This window comes from Streptomyces stelliscabiei (assembly GCF_014873495.1).
Lineage (GTDB): Bacteria > Actinomycetota > Actinomycetes > Streptomycetales > Streptomycetaceae > Streptomyces > Streptomyces bottropensis.
Window position 1 is genome coordinate 6,922,132 of the sequence record NZ_JADBGF010000001.1, and the last position, 16,851, is coordinate 6,938,982.

General features: G+C 71.8%; 16 protein-coding genes. 7 read left to right on the forward strand and 9 right to left on the reverse strand.

Annotated elements, in window-relative coordinates; genetic code table 11:
• Positions 1-18: 18 nt before the first annotated feature.
• Genes H4687_RS30850 through H4687_RS30860 form a run of 3 tightly spaced genes read right to left on the reverse strand, consistent with a single transcriptional unit; the run spans position 19 to position 3,185 of the window.
• Positions 19-1,152, reverse strand: coding sequence for an Mrp/NBP35 family ATP-binding protein (locus H4687_RS30850; protein WP_046913425.1), 1,134 nt, complete (start codon positions 1,150-1,152; stop codon positions 19-21).
• Positions 1,153-1,195: 43 nt separating this feature from the next.
• On the reverse strand, positions 1,196-1,891 hold the full coding sequence (locus tag H4687_RS30855) for a DUF1003 domain-containing protein (protein WP_046913426.1): 696 nt from the start codon (positions 1,889-1,891) through the stop codon (positions 1,196-1,198).
• A complete protein-coding gene (locus tag H4687_RS30860) occupies positions 1,881-3,185 on the reverse strand; it encodes a magnesium transporter MgtE N-terminal domain-containing protein (RefSeq protein WP_046913427.1) in 1,305 nt (434 codons plus the stop codon). The genes H4687_RS30855 and H4687_RS30860 overlap by 11 nt, the downstream gene beginning before the upstream one ends.
• Before the next feature lie 176 nt (positions 3,186-3,361).
• Here H4687_RS30860 and H4687_RS30865 point away from each other — a divergent pair, with 176 nt between their 5' ends.
• The gene (locus tag H4687_RS30865; RefSeq protein ID WP_046913428.1) at positions 3,362-4,120 is read left to right on the forward strand and encodes a hypothetical protein; all 759 of its coding nucleotides are present in this window, start codon (positions 3,362-3,364) and stop codon (positions 4,118-4,120) included.
• Positions 4,121-4,259: 139 nt separating this feature from the next.
• Here H4687_RS30865 and H4687_RS30870 read toward each other — a convergent pair whose 3' ends face one another.
• Positions 4,260-4,868 carry a hypothetical protein gene (locus H4687_RS30870; protein WP_078907633.1) on the reverse strand — a complete coding sequence of 203 codons (609 nt, stop codon included), beginning with the start codon at positions 4,866-4,868 and terminating at the stop codon, positions 4,260-4,262.
• A 63-nt stretch (positions 4,869-4,931) separates the two neighbouring features.
• Positions 4,932-6,056 (reverse strand): magnesium and cobalt transport protein CorA, encoded by a 1,125-nt coding sequence (locus H4687_RS30875; RefSeq protein ID WP_005480555.1) that lies wholly within the window; start codon positions 6,054-6,056, stop codon positions 4,932-4,934.
• 588 nt (positions 6,057-6,644) lie between these two features.
• Here H4687_RS30875 and H4687_RS30880 point away from each other — a divergent pair.
• From H4687_RS30880 to H4687_RS30895, 4 genes are all read left to right on the forward strand, one after another.
• Positions 6,645-7,229 (forward strand): suppressor of fused domain protein, encoded by a 585-nt coding sequence (locus tag H4687_RS30880; protein WP_046918800.1) that lies wholly within the window; start codon positions 6,645-6,647, stop codon positions 7,227-7,229.
• 242 nt (positions 7,230-7,471) lie between these two features.
• On the forward strand, positions 7,472-8,113 hold the full coding sequence (locus H4687_RS30885; RefSeq protein WP_028796513.1) for a DUF6758 family protein: 642 nt from the start codon (positions 7,472-7,474) through the stop codon (positions 8,111-8,113).
• Positions 8,114-8,417: 304 nt separating this feature from the next.
• Complete coding sequence (locus H4687_RS30890; protein ID WP_046918799.1) at positions 8,418-9,278, forward strand: PHP domain-containing protein; 861 nt, start codon at positions 8,418-8,420, stop codon at positions 9,276-9,278.
• A 193-nt stretch (positions 9,279-9,471) separates the two neighbouring features.
• Positions 9,472-10,077 (forward strand): MarC family protein, encoded by a 606-nt coding sequence (locus H4687_RS30895; RefSeq protein WP_046914604.1) that lies wholly within the window; start codon positions 9,472-9,474, stop codon positions 10,075-10,077.
• Between the two features lie 84 nt (positions 10,078-10,161).
• Here the strand turns inward: H4687_RS30895 and H4687_RS30900 are convergent, their stop codons facing one another.
• Positions 10,162-10,314 (reverse strand): hypothetical protein, encoded by a 153-nt coding sequence (locus H4687_RS30900; protein ID WP_020113966.1) that lies wholly within the window; start codon positions 10,312-10,314, stop codon positions 10,162-10,164.
• 236 nt (positions 10,315-10,550) lie between these two features.
• On the opposite strand from H4687_RS30900, the gene H4687_RS30905 reads away from it, so the two are divergent.
• Positions 10,551-11,456, forward strand: coding sequence for an NYN domain-containing protein (locus H4687_RS30905; RefSeq protein ID WP_179860265.1), 906 nt, complete (start codon positions 10,551-10,553; stop codon positions 11,454-11,456).
• A gap of 43 nt (positions 11,457-11,499) precedes the next feature.
• Here the strand turns inward: H4687_RS30905 and H4687_RS30910 are convergent, their stop codons facing one another.
• Positions 11,500-12,375, reverse strand: coding sequence for an alpha/beta fold hydrolase (locus H4687_RS30910; RefSeq protein ID WP_046914605.1), 876 nt, complete (start codon positions 12,373-12,375; stop codon positions 11,500-11,502).
• Positions 12,376-12,524: 149 nt separating this feature from the next.
• On the reverse strand, positions 12,525-14,954 hold the full coding sequence (locus tag H4687_RS30915; RefSeq protein ID WP_046914606.1) for a DEAD/DEAH box helicase: 2,430 nt from the start codon (positions 14,952-14,954) through the stop codon (positions 12,525-12,527).
• 501 nt (positions 14,955-15,455) lie between these two features.
• Here H4687_RS30915 and H4687_RS30920 point away from each other — a divergent pair.
• Entirely contained in the window at positions 15,456-16,223 is a 768-nt protein-coding gene (locus H4687_RS30920) for a ferritin-like fold-containing protein (RefSeq protein ID WP_046914607.1), read from the forward strand.
• A gap of 201 nt (positions 16,224-16,424) precedes the next feature.
• Here the strand turns inward: H4687_RS30920 and H4687_RS30925 are convergent, their stop codons facing one another.
• The gene (locus H4687_RS30925; RefSeq protein WP_046914608.1) at positions 16,425-16,697 is read right to left on the reverse strand and encodes a hypothetical protein; all 273 of its coding nucleotides are present in this window, start codon (positions 16,695-16,697) and stop codon (positions 16,425-16,427) included.
• Positions 16,698-16,851: the final 154 nt, after the last annotated feature.

Genomic DNA, 16,851 nt, shown 5'->3' on the forward strand with positions numbered 1-16,851 from the left:
CCGCCCCCGACAGGCGTCCTAGAACTTGTTCCTCGGGGTGATTCCCAGGCTCATGCCCGACAGGCCCCGCTGGCGGCCGCCCAGCTTGCCCGCGATGGCGCGCAGGGCCGCGCCGGCGGGGGAGTCGGGGTCGGAGAGGACGACCGGGCGGCCGTCGTCGCCGCCCTCGCGCAGGCGGACGTCGATGGGGATGCTGCCGAGGACCGGGACGGTGGCGCCGGTGGTGCGGGTGAGGCCGTCGGCGACGGTCTGGCCGCCGCCGGTGCCGAAGACGTCGACCATCTCGTCGCAGTGCGGGCAGGGCAGGCCCGCCATGTTCTCGACGACGCCGACGATCTTCTGGTGGGTCTGCACGGCGATGGACCCGGCGCGCTCGGCCACCTCGGCCGCCGCCTGCTGGGGCGTGGTGACGACGAGGATCTCGGCGTTCGGGACCAGCTGGGCCACCGAGATGGCGATGTCGCCCGTGCCCGGCGGGAGGTCCAGGAGCAGCACGTCCAGGTCGCCCCAGTACACGTCCGCGAGGAACTGCTGGAGAGCGCGGTGGAGCATCGGACCGCGCCAGACCACCGGGGCGTTGCCCGGGGTGAACATGCCGATCGAGATGACCTTCACGCCGTTCGCGGACGGCGGCATGATCATGTTCTCGACCTGGGTGGGGCGGCCGTCGGCGCCCAGCATCCGGGGCACGGAGTGGCCGTAGATGTCGGCGTCGACGACACCCACCTTGAGGCCGTCGGCGGCCATGGCCGCCGCCAGGTTCACCGTGACCGAGGACTTGCCGACACCGCCCTTGCCGGAGGCGACGGCGTACACGCGTGTGAGGGAGCCCGGCTTGGCGAACGGGACCTCGCGCTCCGCCTGGCCGCCGCGCAGGGCACCCGCCAGCTCCTTGCGCTGCTCGTCGCTCATGACGTCCAGCTCGACGGTGACGCCGGTGACGCCCTCCACGGCCGCGACCGCGTCCGTCACCCGCTGGGTGATCGTGTCGCGCATGGGGCAGCCGGAGACCGTCAGGTACACGGCGACCGCGACCGCTCCGTCCGCGCCGATCTCCACCGACTTGACCATCCCCAGTTCGGTGATGGGACGGTTGATCTCGGGGTCGTTCACCGTCGACAGTGCCTCGCGCACCGCGTCTTCCGTAACCATAGGGACGATGGTACGGCGACCCGCGTGGCCCCTGGGAGCCCCGTCAGCGGTCGCCCTTGTCACGTCCGCGCGGGTGTTCCGGCGGGAATACCTTCCGGGTTCCGCGCGGACCCTCCCCGTCGTGCTCCTGCAGCTCCCTGACCAGGTCGTGCAGCTCGGAACGCAGCCAGTCACGGGTGGCGACCTCGCCGAGGCCGATGCGCAGCGCGGCGATCTCCCTGGTCAGGTACTCGGTGTCGGCGATCGAGCGCTCGTTCTGCTTGCGGTCCTGCTCCAGGTTGACCCGGTCGCGGTCGTCCTGGCGGTTCTGCGCGAGCAGGATCAGCGGGGCGGCGTAGGAGGCCTGCAGGGAGAGCATCAGGGTCAGGAAGATGAAGGGGTAGTTGTCGAAGCGCAGGTCACGCGGGGCGGAGACGTTCCACACCACCCACAGGATGATGGCGACCGTCATCCACACCAGGAACGTGCCCGTGCCCAGGAACCGCGCGATCCGCTCCGACAGCCGTCCGAACGCCTCCGGGTCCCACTCGGGCAGGAACCTGGCCCGGCGCGGCAGCGGCTGGTCGAGACGGGTCCGGGGGCGGGCGGTGGCCCCGGAGAGCGCGCGCTCCCGCTGAGGCCCTCCGGAGGAGGCCGTGCGCTCCCGGGCGCCCCCGCCGGAGTGCGCCCGCTCACGCCCCGTGTGCCGGCTCTCACGGGCTCCCGGCCGCCCTTCGCGCCCGTCCCGGTCAGGAGCCATCGGACGCTCCCTCCCCCCGGGCGGTGACGGAGTCGTCCTCGTGCAGATGGAACTCCGTCTCCCGCCAGTCCTCGGGCAGCATGTGGTCCAGCACGTCGTCCACGGTCACCGCGCCCAGCAGCGAGCCGCTCTCGTCCACCACGGGCGCCGCGACCATGTCGTACGTCGCGAAGAACCCGGCGACGGCGCGCAGCGCGGCCTCCGGGTCCAGCGGCTGGAGATCGTCGTCGAGGATCGAACCGACGAGGGTGTACGGCGGGTCCCGCAGCAGGCGCTGGAAGTGGACCGTGCCCAGGTACTTGCCGGTCGGGGTCTCGTCGGGCGGCCGGCACACGTAGACCTGGGCGGCCAGCGCGGGGGACAGGTCGGCGTTGCGGACCCGCGCGAGCGCGTCGGCGACGGTCGCGTCCGGGCGCAGCACGATCGGCTCGGTGGTCATCAGACCGCCGGCCGTCTTCTCCTCGTACGCCATGAGCCGCCGTACGTCCGCGGCGTCGGCCGGCTGCATCAGGGTCAGCAGCCGCTCCTGCTCCTCCTCCGGGAGTTCGGCGAGGAGGTCGGCGGCGTCGTCGGGGTCCATGGCCTCCAGGACGTCGGCGGCCCGCTCCTCCTTGAGCTTGCCGAGGATCTCGATCTGGTCGTCCTCGGGCAGCTCCTCCAGGACGTCGGCGAGCCGGTCGTCGTCGAGGGCGGCGGCGACCTCGGCCCGGCGCTTGGGGGAGAGGTGGTGCAGCACGTTCGCGAGGTCGGCCGGGCGGAGCTGCTCGAAGGTCGCGAGGAGGCTCTCGGCGCCCTGCCCGTGCTCCTCCAGCGAGAACCCGGTGACCGCCGACCACTCCACCGTCAGCGTCTCCCCCTTGTGGCGCCGGAACGCGCCGCCCTTGCCCTTGCGGACGAACACCCGGTCGATCTCCCAGTCCCGGCGGGCCGGCAGTTGCTGGACGGAGACGTCGAGGACCGTCACCTCCTCGCCCGTGTCCACGAGTTGTACCCGGCGGTCCAGCAGTTCGCCGACGACGAGACGCTCGGTGGGGCGCTGCTCGAACCGGCGCACGTTCAGCACACCGGTGGTGATGACCTGGCCCGACTCGATGCCGGTGACCCGGGTCATGGGCAGGAAGATCCGGCGGCGGGTGGACAGTTCGACGACCAGACCGAGCAGCCTCGGCGGCTTCCGGCCCACCCGCAGGATGGCGACGAGGTCGCGGACGCGGCCCACCTGATCGCCGCTCGGATCGAAGACGGCGACGCCGGAGAGGTGGGAGACGAAGATCCGGGGCGCCACCGCCGCCATGAGCCGCCCCTTTCCTTCGCGTCGAGAGGGGAATGTCCGCCGAGGAGGGCTTCAGGCTAGCCCGTCCCGATCGGATATGCCCTGGTGAGCGGTGCGGACGGACTGGCTCCCAGGTGCGCCGGGAGCCCCGGTACTCTGCGGTACGCCTGGACTCCCCACGAAGAGGTGCATCGCCTGTGACTGTGATTCCCCGTACCCGAAGGGCCGCACTGGTGAGCGCCGTCTGCACCCTCGTGGCCTGCGGGCTGGGGCTCACCGGATGCGGCGAGGATCCCGACGAGGGCACCAACGGGGTCGGCAAGCTGGAGCCGGCGAAGATCCAGAGCACGACCCTGGCGGCGGCCACCGCGGCGGACACGGTCCGGCTGTCGGGAGCGGTGGTGACCAGCGGCAAGACGTACCGGCTGGACATGCGCCTGAAGGAGGACGGCGGCACGGGCTCGGTGACGTCCGAGGGGTCCACCTTCCGGCTGCTGAAGGTCGGCGAGCACCTCTTCCTCAAGGCCGACAAGGACTTCTGGAAGCACCAGGACTCCGGGAAGAACGGCGGCGACCACGACGGCTCGGAGGCGGGCGCGGCGGACAAGCTGGACGGCATGTACGTGAAGGTGCCGACCGGGGACCCCGCCTACAAGCGCCTCAGCGGCTTCACCGACAAGGACGTCCTGCTCAACAGCCTGCTCACCCTGCACGGCTCGCTGTCCAAGGACGGCCACCACGAACAGTCCGGCACCCGCACGATCCGCATCACCGGCGACAAGGGGTCCGGCGGCACCCTCGACGTCTCCCTGAAGGGCACCCCCTACCCCCTGCGCCTCGTCCGCGCCGGTGACGCCGGCACCATCCTCCTCACCGACTGGGGCAAGGACTTCGCCCTGGAGGAGCCGGACGAGAAGTCGGTGGTGGACTACGGGCGGCAACTGCCGACGTCGTAGGGCCGCCCGAAGCCGCAGGCGTGCCCGGAGCCGCAGGCGTGCCCGGATCGGCAGGTCAGCCCCGGTGCGCAGGTCGGCCGGCCCGGCCCCGTCGGTCGGCCCGGCCCTCGCGGGTCAGCCCGAAGCTCCGCCCGTCACCTCAGCTCCGCCTGCGGCGGCCGAAGAGCAGGCGGGGGACCGCCGCCGGAACGGGCCGGCGCGTCGTCGCGGGGGTCGGAACCGGAGCCTGCGCCAGGTCGCCGTCGGGCACCGGCAGGGTCGATCCGGTCGGCTCCAGGCGGAGCACCCGGCACTCACGGGCCCAGCGGCCCGGCATCGCCTCGCCGTCGGGGGCGTTGAGGCGCTTGCCCTTCAGCTCGGCCACGGCGGCCTCCCACTCGGCGGACCCGGGGGCCAACTCGACCACCCGCGCGGCCCAGGCGACCAGCCGCCCGCCCTTGTCCTTGCTGCGGACGGTCACCACGGCCGGGCCCCCGTCGACCAGATCCGGCAACGGCTGCTCACCGGGCCCGTCACCGACCAGGCACGCCGCACCCTCGTGCCAGACGTGCCACAGCGCGCGCGACGGCCCCTCCCGGCCCTGGAGCGCCCCGCCACCGCGCACCCAGACGAGCCCGGACTTCTTGGTGGCCTCCTCGACGAGGGCCCGATCGAGCAGCGCGTCGCCGGTCGACGCGTCGTCCGTCGACGAACCACCCGTCGGCGCATCGGCGGTCGGCGCATCGGAGGCCTGGGAGTCGGAAGTCATGGGGGCAGCCTAACCGCGCGCTCCCCGAAGATCCCCGGCCCCGCCGCCCCGCCCCGCCCCGGCCTACAGCCACCCGTTGCGCTTCAGCGTGCGGTGGATGCCGAGGCAGAGCGCGACCGTGACGCCGAGGACCACCGGATAGCCGAACTTCCAGTGCGTCTCCGGCATGTAGTCGAAGTTCATGCCGTAGACGCCGCAGACCATCGTCGGGACGGCGATGATGGCCGCCCACGACGTGATCTTGCGCATGTCCTCGTTCTGCGCGACGGAGGCCTGCGCCAGGTTCGCCTGGAGGATCGAGTTGAGCAGCTCGTCGAAGCCGACGACCTGCTCCTGGACGCGGGCGAGGTGGTCGGCCACGTCGCGGAAGTACTTCTGGATGTCCGGGTCGATCAGCCGCATCGGCCGCTCGCTCAGCAGCTGCATGGGCCGCACCAGCGGCAGCACCGCGCGCTTGAACTCCATGACCTCGCGCTTGAGTTGGTAGATCCGGCCGGCGTCGGTGCCCCGGGGCGTGCCCTTGCGCCCGGGGGAGAACACCTCCGTCTCCACCTCGTCGATGTCGTCCTGCACGGCGTCCGCGACCGCCACGTACCCGTCGACGACGTGGTCGGCGATGGCGTGCAGCACGGCCGAGGGGCCCTTGCCGAGCAACTCCGGGTCGTCCTGCAGCCGGTGACGCAGCGCCCGCAACGAGCCCTGCCCGCCGTGCCGGACGGTGATGAAGAAGTCCCGCCCGGTGAAGCACATGACCTCGCCGGACTCCACGACCTCGCTGGTGGCGGTGAGTTCGTCGTGCTCCACGTAGTGGATCGTCTTGAAGACGGTGAAGAGGGTGTCGTCGTAGCGCTCCAGCTTGGGCCGCTGGTGCGCGTGCACCGCGTCCTCCACGGCCAGCGGGTGCAGCCCGAACTCGGCGGCGATACCGGCGAATTCGGCCTCCGAGGGCTCGTGCAGACCGATCCAGACGAATCCGCCGTCGCGGCGCGCCTGACGGATCGCCTCGTGCGGCGTCAGGTCGCGCTCGAACGTGACACGCGCGCCGTCGCGGTACACGCCGCAGTCGACCACGGCCGTAGGCGCCTCCGCCGGACGCGTGGCGTCGTACACGCCACCGTCCTTGCGCAGAGACAGCCGGGAGGGACGGGACGGGCGGACCGCGGCACGCAGGTTGTGGATCATCGACATGAGCAGGCTCCTTCGCAACGAAAGGCCGCCGACGACGGTTGGAACTACCCGGAATGGGGACGTTTTGACTTCGAATGTTTGGCACGTCCACAAAGCGGGGAGCACCGCACCGTCGCGGTGACAGCTTCGCTTGACTCGGACCGGGCGACGCCCGACTGGTGAGAGCCGGAGACGTCCGATCGGCGATGTAGATCAAGACGGGAAAGAAGTGCTCTTCCGATGCGCGACGACCGGCGAGCGGCACGACGCGGGACGAGGGTGGTAGCCGGCGGAGCGAGAAATACGGCTACGGCAGGAGCTACGGAACTCGGCGAGCGGAAGAGCGGGTGGTACTGCCAGGTCGACTTCGGTCCATCGCAGCCCCACCTCCTCCGGCCGGTCCCCCGTGAGGGACGTTCCATACCCCGTTCGGGGTTCCCCGTAGGGGAGTCAGTCTTTTCGGTCCGGGACGCGAAGGCGTGAGAAGCCTTGTGCGCGAGGCCGCTGCGTGCTGCCCGCATGCTGTCCCGACCGGCGGCCCAGACTAACAGTCGGCCGTGGTGTCAAGGTGCCCGTTTGCCGGTTCCTGACGAGTTCTATGCTCGGATCATGGCTGATGTTCTTCCGTTGGTGGAGGCCCGTCTGCGCACCGCGCTGGGCGAACCCGACGCGCGCGCCGCGGTGACCTTCCTCGGCACGGACCGTATCGAGGTGCTCCGTTTCGTCGACGGAGACGTCGTCCGGTACACCACGCTCGGCATGTCGGCCCAGCCGATGGCCGACCCCACCGCGGTCCTCGCCGACCCCGTGAAGGGCCCCCGCGCGGAACTCGTCCTGTCCGTGCGGCACGGCATCGCCGACACCGACAAGGTGCTCCGCCCGCTCGCCGTGCTCGCCGCGTCACCCCAGGTCGAGGGGGTGATCGTGGCCCCCGGTGCCTCTCTCGACGTGGGCGGCCCGCTCTGGCCGGGAGCCCCCTTCACCTCCGTCCTCGTCGCCGAGTCGGGCGGCCTGGTCGAGGACCTCGAACTCGACGCGCCCGCCGACCCCGTACGGTTCCTGCCCCTGCTGCCGATGACCGCCAACGAGGCGGCCTGGAAGCGCGTGCACGGCGCCCAGGCCCTCCAGGAGCGCTGGCTCACCCGGGGGACCGACCTGCGCGACCCGTCCCGCAGGTCGGTCTCCCTGGACTGACCGGACGGCCCCGCGCGACTTCCCCGTGTGACGGACGGCACGCCATACGTGACCGGAGGCGGCCCGAGAGGTGGCCGAAAACCGCCGCTTCCCTTGGCCGTGTGGGTAGTTGATTCCGTTGGCCGGTCCGACGGACCGGCCGGCGCCCGAAGGCCGGTGCGCGTGCGCGGAATGTGACGCGCACACGCCGGTCGGGTGATCGTCCTTGACGCGAGGAAGCACGGGGAGGACCGTTGGGCCCTATGAGGGGCGAACCCAGTTGCCCGAAGTGTGGTGGCCGGGTCAGGGCTCCCGGCCTCTTTGCCGACTCCTGGCAGTGCGCCGCGCACGGGACGGTGCACCCGCTGCAGCCCGTGATCCCGCCCAGCGTCGAGGCACTCGGCGTCGTGGTGCACCGTGCCAAGGTGCCCGTCTGGATGCCGTGGCCGCTGCCCGTGGGCTGGCTGTTCACGGGCGCCGCGTTCGCCGGTGACGACCGCAGCGGCGGACGCGCCACCGCCGTGGCCTGTTCGGGTCCCGGGCCGCTCGGCGGCGTCGGCGAACTCGTCCTCATCGCGGAGGAACTCGGCGTGGGTCTCGGTGCGCGGTACGCGGGTATCGACGGTCCCGACCCGGGGCCCTACCTGAGCGTCGAGAAACCACCCCAGGCCAAGGTGCTCGCCGCCGGCCGGCCCACGCCGCTGTGGCATGTCACCGGTACGCCGGACGACCGCGCCGTCTTCGCGGGGGAGGCGCTCGGCCTGTGGCTCTGGGCCGTCGTGTGGCCCGAGCAGACCGGGCTCCTGATGTACGACGAACTGGTCCTGACGGATCTGCGGGACGCGGGCGCGGAGGTGGAACTGCTGCCGTGCGGGGCGCTCTCTCCGCGCATCCTGGAACCGTAGGGCGCCTGCGGGCGAAGGGCGTGCGGACTCCGTAGGGCGTCTGTGGGTGAAGGGCGTGCGGACCTGCGCAGGACGTCCGCGGGCGAAGGGTGTGCGACCTCTGTAGGACGTCTGTGGGTGGGCGGGCGGACCTGCGCCCCCGGCTTTCGCCGTCCGGGGAGTCGTCGACGCGACCGGATGTCCCAGGCTGCGAGGCGTCGCCTCGGTAGGGGGCGCTCACCGGTTTCGGGTGTGACAGGTGCAGGCCGCAGGGACGCTATCCTTGACCGTCCGCTTCCGTTCCGTCTGCCCTGGAGTCCCAGTCGTGCGTATCGATCTGCACTGCCACTCCACGGCCTCCGACGGTACGGACACCCCGGCCGAGCTGGTGCGGAAGGCGCGGGCGACCGGGCTGGACGTCGTCGCGCTGACCGACCACGACACGACGCGCGGGCACGCCGAGGCGATCGCCGCGCTGCCGGAGGGGCTCACGCTGGTCACCGGCGCCGAGCTGTCGTGCCGGCTGGACGGCGTCAGCATGCACATGCTGGCCTACCTGTTCGACCCCGAGGAGCCCGAACTGCTCGCCGAGCGTGAGCTGGTCCGGGACGACCGCGTGCCGCGGGCCCGCGCGATGATCGTCAAGCTGAACGAACTGGGTGTGCCGGTGACCTGGGAGCAGGTCGCGCGGATCGCCGGCGGCGGTTCCGTGGGGCGCCCGCACGTGGCCACCGCGCTGGTCGACCTCGGCGTCGTACCGACGGTGGACGACGCCTTCGCCGAGCAGTGGCTCGCCGACGGCGGCCGCGCCCACGTGGCGAAGCACGAGACGGATCCCTTCGAGGCGCTCCGGCTGATCAAGGGCGCCGGCGGTGTCGCGGTCTTCGCCCACCCCGCCGCCGCCAAGCGCGGCCGGACCGTACCGGAATCCGCCGTCGCGGACCTCGCCGCCGCCGGGCTCGACGGCATCGAGGTGGACCACATGGAGCACGACACGGCGACCCGGGCGCGGTTGCGGGGCCTGGCGAAGGAGCTGGGACTGCTCACCACGGGCTCCTCGGACTACCACGGCAGCCGTAAGACCTGTGTGCTCGGCGAGTACACGACCGACCCCGAGGTGTACGGGGAGATCACGCGCCGGGCCACCGGAGCGTTCCCCGTCCCCGGGACCGGCGGAGCCCGCTAGCCCTCTCTCGCCCTCATCTGCGTTTGCGTCTGCGTCGCACGGCATCCGGCGGCTGCCGGCTCTGCCCGTCTTCCTCTGCGGAAACGATTGCCCACGATGGTCACCGGCCATCACACTGGGCTGCCCTCTCCCCCTCTCCCCCTCTCCCCGCGCCCCCGTCTTCCTCCGTTCGTCACTTCCCCAAGGCACCCCTGTGTTCGATCTCGCCGTTTTCGGTTCCCTCTTCCTCACCCTCTTCGTGATCATGGATCCCCCCGGGATCACCCCGATCTTCCTCGGGCTCACCGCCGGGCGGCCCGCTCGGACGCAGAAGCGCATGGCGTTCCAGGCCGTCTGCGTGGCGGGGGGTGTGATCACGGTCTTCGGGCTGCTCGGGCACCAGATCCTGGACTATCTGCATGTGTCCGTGCCGGCGCTGATGATCGCGGGTGGGCTGCTGCTCCTGCTGATCGCGCTCGATCTGCTGACCGGCAAGAGCGACGAGCCGGCTCAGACGAAGGACGTGAACGTCGCCCTCGTCCCGCTGGGGATGCCGTTGCTGGCCGGACCCGGTGCGATCGTCTCGGTGATCCTGGCGGTGCAGAAGGCGGACGGGGTGGCCGGTCAGGTGTCCGTGTGGATGGCGATCCTGGCGATCCACGTCGTGCTGTGGCTGACCATGCGGTACTCGCTGCTGATCATCCGGGTCATCAAGGACGGCGGCGTGGTGCTGGTGACCCGGCTCGCGGGCATGATGCTCTCCGCGATCGCCGTGCAGCAGATCATCAACGGGGTCACCCAGGTCGTGCGGGCCTCGTAGGCCACCACACCCGGCCCGGAACGTTGCCGAGCCCCGTACGGCGCGATGCCGTACGGGGCTCGGAAGTGTGAACGGATCCGCGTACTACGAGGCGGTCACGTCGGCCGGGCGGATCCAGAGGCGCTGCCCGATGGCGGCGGCCTGCTGCACGATCCGGTTGACGGAGGCGGCTTCCACGACGGTGCTGTCCACGGGCGTGCCGCTGACATCGTCGAGTCGTAGGATTTCGAAGCGCAAGGGCTTCTCCCTTCGTCTGGTCATCCTCCTGAGGAGAACTACTGATGGTGGTTCGCGGGTCATCGGTGCCCGTGTTCCATGAGTAGTCAACGGTATGCGTGTTACAAACATTCCTTACGCTAAGGAAATTTTTCGAGAACCTAATTACTAGCCGGTAAGCGGTGTGCACGTCTGTCTACCGGCAGGCAGGAAGACTGATTGGGACCGGTTGTGTTCGCAGCGTGACCGCCGGGACAATGGACGTGATGAACGACGACCTCACGGCGCTCGGCGCCCGCATCGACCGAACGAACGAGTTGCTGTACCGCATGCTCGCCGAGGTGGCGAAGACACCCTCGACACACGCGATCTTCGTCGATGCCGGGTACCTGTACGCGGCCGTGGGGCGGCTCGTCGCGGGGACGGAGGACCGGCGGTCCTTCGACCTCGACGCTGAGGGGCTCATCGACGCGCTGATCGACAAGGCGCGCACGATCTTCGCGGACAGCCGGCTGCTGCGGGTCTACTGGTACGACGGGGCGCGCCGCCGCATCCATACGGCCGAACAGCAGTCGATCGCCGAGCTGCCGGACGTGAAGGTGCGCCTCGGCAACCTCAACGCCAACAACCAGCAGAAGGGCGTCGACTCCCTCATCCGCAGCGACCTGGAGTCACTGGCCCGGCAGCGCGCGATCAGTGACGCCGCCCTCATCGGCGGCGACGAGGACCTGGTCTCGGCGGTCGAGGCCGCCCAGGGGTACGGGGCGCGGGTCCATCTGTGGGGCATCGAGGCGCCCGAGGGCCGCAACCAGGCCGAGCCGCTGCTCTGGGAGGTCGACAGTCAGCGGACCTTCGACCTCGACTTCTTCAAGCCGTACGTGTCACGGCGGGCCGCCGCCACCTACGACGCGCCCACCGGTGCCCGTCCCAGCCGCGAGGACGTCCGCTTCGTCGGCGCCCAGATCGCCGCGAAGTGGCTCGCCTCCCGGGGCCGGGAAACCCTCCAGGAGCTTCTCCACAGCCACCCCTACCTGCCCGGCTCCGTCGACCAGGACCTGCTCGTCGAGGCGGAGGGACTGCTCCAGTACTCGCTGCGGGGCCAGGCCGACCTGCGACGCGCACTGCGGGACGGCTTCTGGGAGCACCTGCGGGCGCAGTACTAGCGAGCGTCCCACTCGGTGTCGCGGGGCGTGCCGGTGCCGGTCCTCAGCTGGCGATCCGGTCCCAGAAGCCGATCAGGGCGTCGGCCGTCGCCTGCGGCTGATCGGTGTTCGGGGAGTGCTCGGCGTCGTGGACGACGGTGCGGTGGGCGTTCAGCCGTACGGCCATGTCGTCGAGGACCGGGATCGGCCAGGTGTCGTCCCGTTCGCCGGACAGGACGTGCTTGGGCAGGTCCAGGGCGGCGAGTTCGGCGACGCGGTCGGGCTCCGCGCAGAGCTGGCGGCCCGTGGCGATGAGCTGGGCGGGGCTGGTGGCGAGCCAGCGGCGCCGCAGGTCGGCGCGGTCGTCCAGGCCTTCGTCGAGGGCGCCCGTCTCGGCCTCCTCCGGCTCCGGCGCGTCCATCGCCTGGATGGCGTCCCAGACCTGCTCCATGTCCATCACGGCGAGGGCGTCCCGCAACAGCTTCACGCGCTCCTGCTGGCCCACCGAGATCTGGGCGGGGCCCGAGGCCATCAGGGTGAGCGAGGCGAAGGGGGAGGCGTCCAGCAGCAGGGCGGCGCGGGAGATCTGACCGCCGAGGGAGTGGCCGACGAGGTGCAGCGGGGTGCCGTCGCCCACGGCCTCCGCCTGGGCGAGCAGATCCTTCGCCAACTCCTCCTGCGCGTACGGGGCTTCGTCGTCCTCTGCACCAGGGCTCTCGTACTGCCCGCGCCCGTCCACCGCCACCGACCGGTACCCGGCGGCCGCCAACGGCTCGTGCAGCGCGATGAAGTCCTCCTTGCTCCCGGTGAACCCCGGCACGAGCAGCACGGTGCCCTTCACCGGCGCCCCCGCCTCGATCACGGCGAACTCCCCACGCGCGGTACGCAAGAGGTACGCCCTGGCATCGGCGGGCGGGGTGAAGGTAGGCGGACGGCTCATGGGGGGGAGCGTAACCGCCTTTCCTCCACTCCTCCTGGGCGCCCCTTGAGGGGCGCGAGGAACGGCGCGAACAACCGGGAGGACCGCGCCCGAAACGCCGAAGGCCCGGCCCCCGAAAGGGGACCGGGCCTTCACTCGGCCGGACGGGCTCAGCTCTCCGCGGCCTCCACGGCGGCGGCGGCCTTACGTGCGCGACGACGCGGGGCCGGGGCCTCGGTCACCGCCTCCTTGCCGACGGCCGCAGGCGCGGCCACCGCGGCCTTGCGCGTACGACGCGGCTTCGTGGCCTGCTCCTCCGTCGGCTGGGCCGGAACCGCCGCCTCGGCGGCTTCCGCCACGGTCTTGCGGGCGCGGCGGCGCGGCTTGGGCTCCTCGACGGTGTCGACGACGGTCTCGGCGGCGCTGTCGGTGGCCTCGACGGGGGCGGTGGCGGCCTTGCGGGTGCGGCGTCGGGGCGTGGCCGGGGCCTCCTCGGCGGTGGTCTCCTCGGCCACGGCCTCGGCGGGCGCGGCGACCTTGCGGGTCCGGCGACGCGGCTTGGCGGGAGCCTCCTCGGCGGCCGTCCCCACGGCGGTGTCGAGCGCGGCCTCGGCGGCGGGCGCCACGGCGGGCGCGGCGGCCTTACGGGTCCGACGACGCGGCGCGGGCGCGGCCTCCTCGGCGACGGCCTCCACCACGGCCTCGGCGGCTTCCGCCACGGTCTTGCGGGTCCGGCGGCGCGGCTTGGGCTCCTCGACGGTGTCGAGGGTGGCTTCGGCGGCGCTGTCGGTGGCCTCGACGGGGGCGGTGGCGGCCTTGCGGGTGCGGCGTCGGGGCGTGGCCGGGGCCTCCTCGGCGGTGGTCTCCTCGGCCACGGCCTCGGCGGGCGCGGCGACCTTGCGGGTCCGGCGACGCGGCTTGGCGGGAGCCTCCTCGGCGGCCGTCCCCTCGGCGGTGTCGAGCGCGGCCTCGGCGGCGGGCGCGGCCTCGGCGACGGGGGCCTCGACGGCCTCCACCGACTTGCGGGTGCGGCGGCGACGCGGCTTGGCCGCCTCCTCCACCGGCTCGGCGGGAGCGCCCGCGACGCTCTCCATCACGGCCTCGGCCGGCGTGCTCTCGACCGTCCCGGCCACGGCTTCGGCACCGGGGTTCGCCCCGGCGCGGGTGCGACGGCGACGGCGAGGCGTACGGCTCTCGCCCTCGGACTCCACGGAACCGGCGTCCGGCGTCGGCGCGGACTCCGAGGGCTGCGTGACGGCTGCGGCCTCCGGGGACACCCCGTCCACGGTGGCTCCGTTGCGCGTCCGGCGGCGACGACGCGGCGTACGCGCCGGGCGCTCACGCTCGCGCTCGGCGGACGGCGACGGAGCGGAGGAACGGCCGCCACGACCGCGCGGTCCGCGCCCGCCCGGCTCGCCCAGGTCTTCCATCTCCTCGGCGTCCAGCCCGGCACGAGTGCGCTCGGAGCGCGGCAGGACACCCTTGGTGCCGGCCGGGATGCTCAGCTCCTCGAAGAGGTGCGGGGAGGTGGAGTAGGTCTCCGGCGGGTCGTTGAACCCGAGGTCCAGTGCCTTGTTGATCAGCTGCCAGCGCGGGATGTCGTCCCAGTCGACGAGGGTGATCGCGATGCCCTTGGCACCCGCGCGGCCCGTACGGCCGATGCGGTGCAGGTACGTCTTCTCGTCCTCGGGGGACTGGTAGTTGATGACGTGGGTGACACCCTCGACGTCGATGCCGCGGGCGGCGACGTCGGTGCAGACGAGGACGTCCACCTTGCCGTTGCGGAAGGCACGCAGGGCCTGCTCGCGCGCGCCCTGGCCGAGGTCGCCGTGGACCGCGCCGGAGGCGAAGCCCCGCTGCTTGAGCTGGTCGGCGAGGTCGGCGGCCGTCCGCTTCGTGCGGCAGAAGACCATGACCAGTCCCCGGCCTTCGGCCTGCAGTATGCGCGCGACCAGCTCGGGCTTGTCCATGTTGTGCGCGCGGTAGATGTGCTGCGAGGTGTTGCGGACCGTGGCGCCCTCGTCGTCCGGGGACGTGGCGCGGATGTGGGTCGGCTGGGACATGTAACGGCGGGCCAGGCCGATGACCGCGCCCGGCATGGTGGCCGAGAACAGCATCGTCTGGCGGCGGGCCGGAAGCATGTTGATGATCTTCTCGACGTCGGGCAGGAAGCCCAGGTCGAGCATCTCGTCGGCCTCGTCGAGGACCAGGCACTTGACGTTCTTCAGGTTCAGCTTCTTCTGGCCCGCGAGGTCGAGGAGCCGCCCCGGCGTACCGATGACGACGTCGACGCCCTTCTTGAGGGCCTCGACCTGGGGCTCGTAGGCGCGGCCGCCGTAGATCGCGGTGACGCGCACGTTGCGCACCTTGCCGGCGGTCAGCAGGTCGTTGGTGACCTGTGTGCACAGCTCGCGCGTGGGGACGACGACGAGTGCCTGCGGCGAGTCGACGAGGTCCTCGGGCTTGGCGCGGCCGGCCTCGACGTCGGCGGGGACGACGACGCGCTCCAGGAGCGGGAGGCCGAAGCCCAGCGTCTTGCCGGTGCCGGTCTTGGCCTGGCCGATGATGTCGGTGCCGGTGAGGGCGACCGGGAGCGTCATCTCCTGGATGGGGAAGGGGTTGATGATGCCGACGGCCTCAAGCGCCTCGGCGGTCTCGGGGAAGATTCCGAGATCTCGGAAAGTCGTAGTCAGGGTGCTGCCTCTTCTGTGTACGCGGTGTGAGGCGAGCGCGGGGGTCGTGTCGGACCGTGCCGGGGACGTCGGCCGCCTCACGGGCGGACCGTGTGGCACGGGACCACTGCCGACGCTCTAGCGCTCATACCGCTGAGGGGTTCCCTCCGGACGCCGTACGCGATGTGCCGTACGGAGAAGGAGGGCTGTCGGGTCGGAGCCGATCGGGCCACCGACCGGGCATCCTCATGCGTGCGGCCTGTCGAGATACGGTCGAACGAGCGAACTACGTCGACGTACCAGCAGGCGCATTACCACCATACCCCGGAATCGCGCATATGCGATGGCCGATTTGGTCACGTAGTGGGTGTCACACCGAAGGCCACGCGAAATGACCGGGCCCTCCCGCGTCGCGCGGAGCGGGCTATTGTGCGCTTCATGACCACGTCTGACAAGCCTGAGAACGCCACCGGCGGCGAGCCCGCCGACACCGCCGAGGTCACCGGGATCGCAGCCCAGGACTGGCCCCGGGCAGCCGCCGACCCGCAGTACCGCGCGGCGGTGGTGGATCTGCTGGGCGCGCTGGCGTACGGGGAACTGGCGGCGTTCGAACGGCTCGCGGAGGACGCGAAGCTGGCGCCGACCCTCGCCGACAAGGCGGAGCTGGCGAAGATGGCGTCGGCCGAGTTCCACCACTTCGAGAGGCTCGCCGGCCGGCTCACCGAGATCGGCGAGGAGCCGACGCGGGCCATGGAGCCGTTCGTCGAGGCGCTCGACGGCTTCCACCGGCAGACCGCGCCGTCGGACTGGCTGGAGGGGCTCGTCAAGGCGTACGTCGGCGACTCGATCGCCAGCGACTTCTACCGGGAGGTCGCGGCGCACCTCGACTCGGACACGCGCGGGCTGGTGCTCGCCGTCCTCGACGACACGGGGCACGCCGGTTTCGCCGTGGAGAAGGTGCGCGCCGCGATCGACGAGGACCCGCGGGTGGGCGGCCGACTGGCTCTGTGGGCACGGCGGTTGATGGGGGAGGCGCTGTCGCAGTCGCAGCGGGTGGTGGCCGACCGCGACGCCCTGTCCACGATGCTCGTGGGCGGTGTCGCCGACGGGTTCGATCTGGCCGAGGTGGGGCGGATGTTCTCGCGGATCACCGAGGCGCACACGAAGCGGATGGCCGCGCTGGGCCTGGCCGCGTGAGCGGCTGCGCCTGAAGTCCTGCCCGTGAGCGCCTAGTCGCCGTGGGGTGAGGTGCCGTCCTGTGGGTGCGGGTCTCGTCGTGGCCGGTCGTCGCGCAGTTCCCCGCGTCCCTGGACGGGCGGCTTCGCCGCCGTCAGGGGGTTTTCCGCACCGGGTGGGTCCTCCGCGCGGGGTGGGTCCTCCGCACCGGGTGGGCCTTCCTCACGCCGTCGCCGAGCTGCTGTGTCGAAAGCGTTCCGTCGGGCGCAGCAGCAGGGACAGGGAGGCCGCCGCCACGACCAGGGCGCCGGTGAGGATCAGCGGGTAGTTCGCCGAGCCCAGTGCCGTGTGGGTCAGGAAGGCGCCGAAGAGGGCGCCCGCGGTGCCGGTCGGAAGGACCAGGGTGCGGGACGGCAGGCGGTGCGGGAGCCGGTAGGCGGCGGCACAGGCCAGGGCGAAACCGAGCAGTGCGGATCCGAGTGCTTCCAAGAACATGATCGGGTTCCCTCCCGCACGGCCTGGCCTGGGCAGATCGGTCGTAGCCCGTACTACCCGTGAGCCGTGGGACGCAATCATCGTCGGCGACCGGGATGTGCCGGTCGGGCACGCCTCGGCCGGTGGGAGCCATGAGAAGCGGACGTACGGAGGG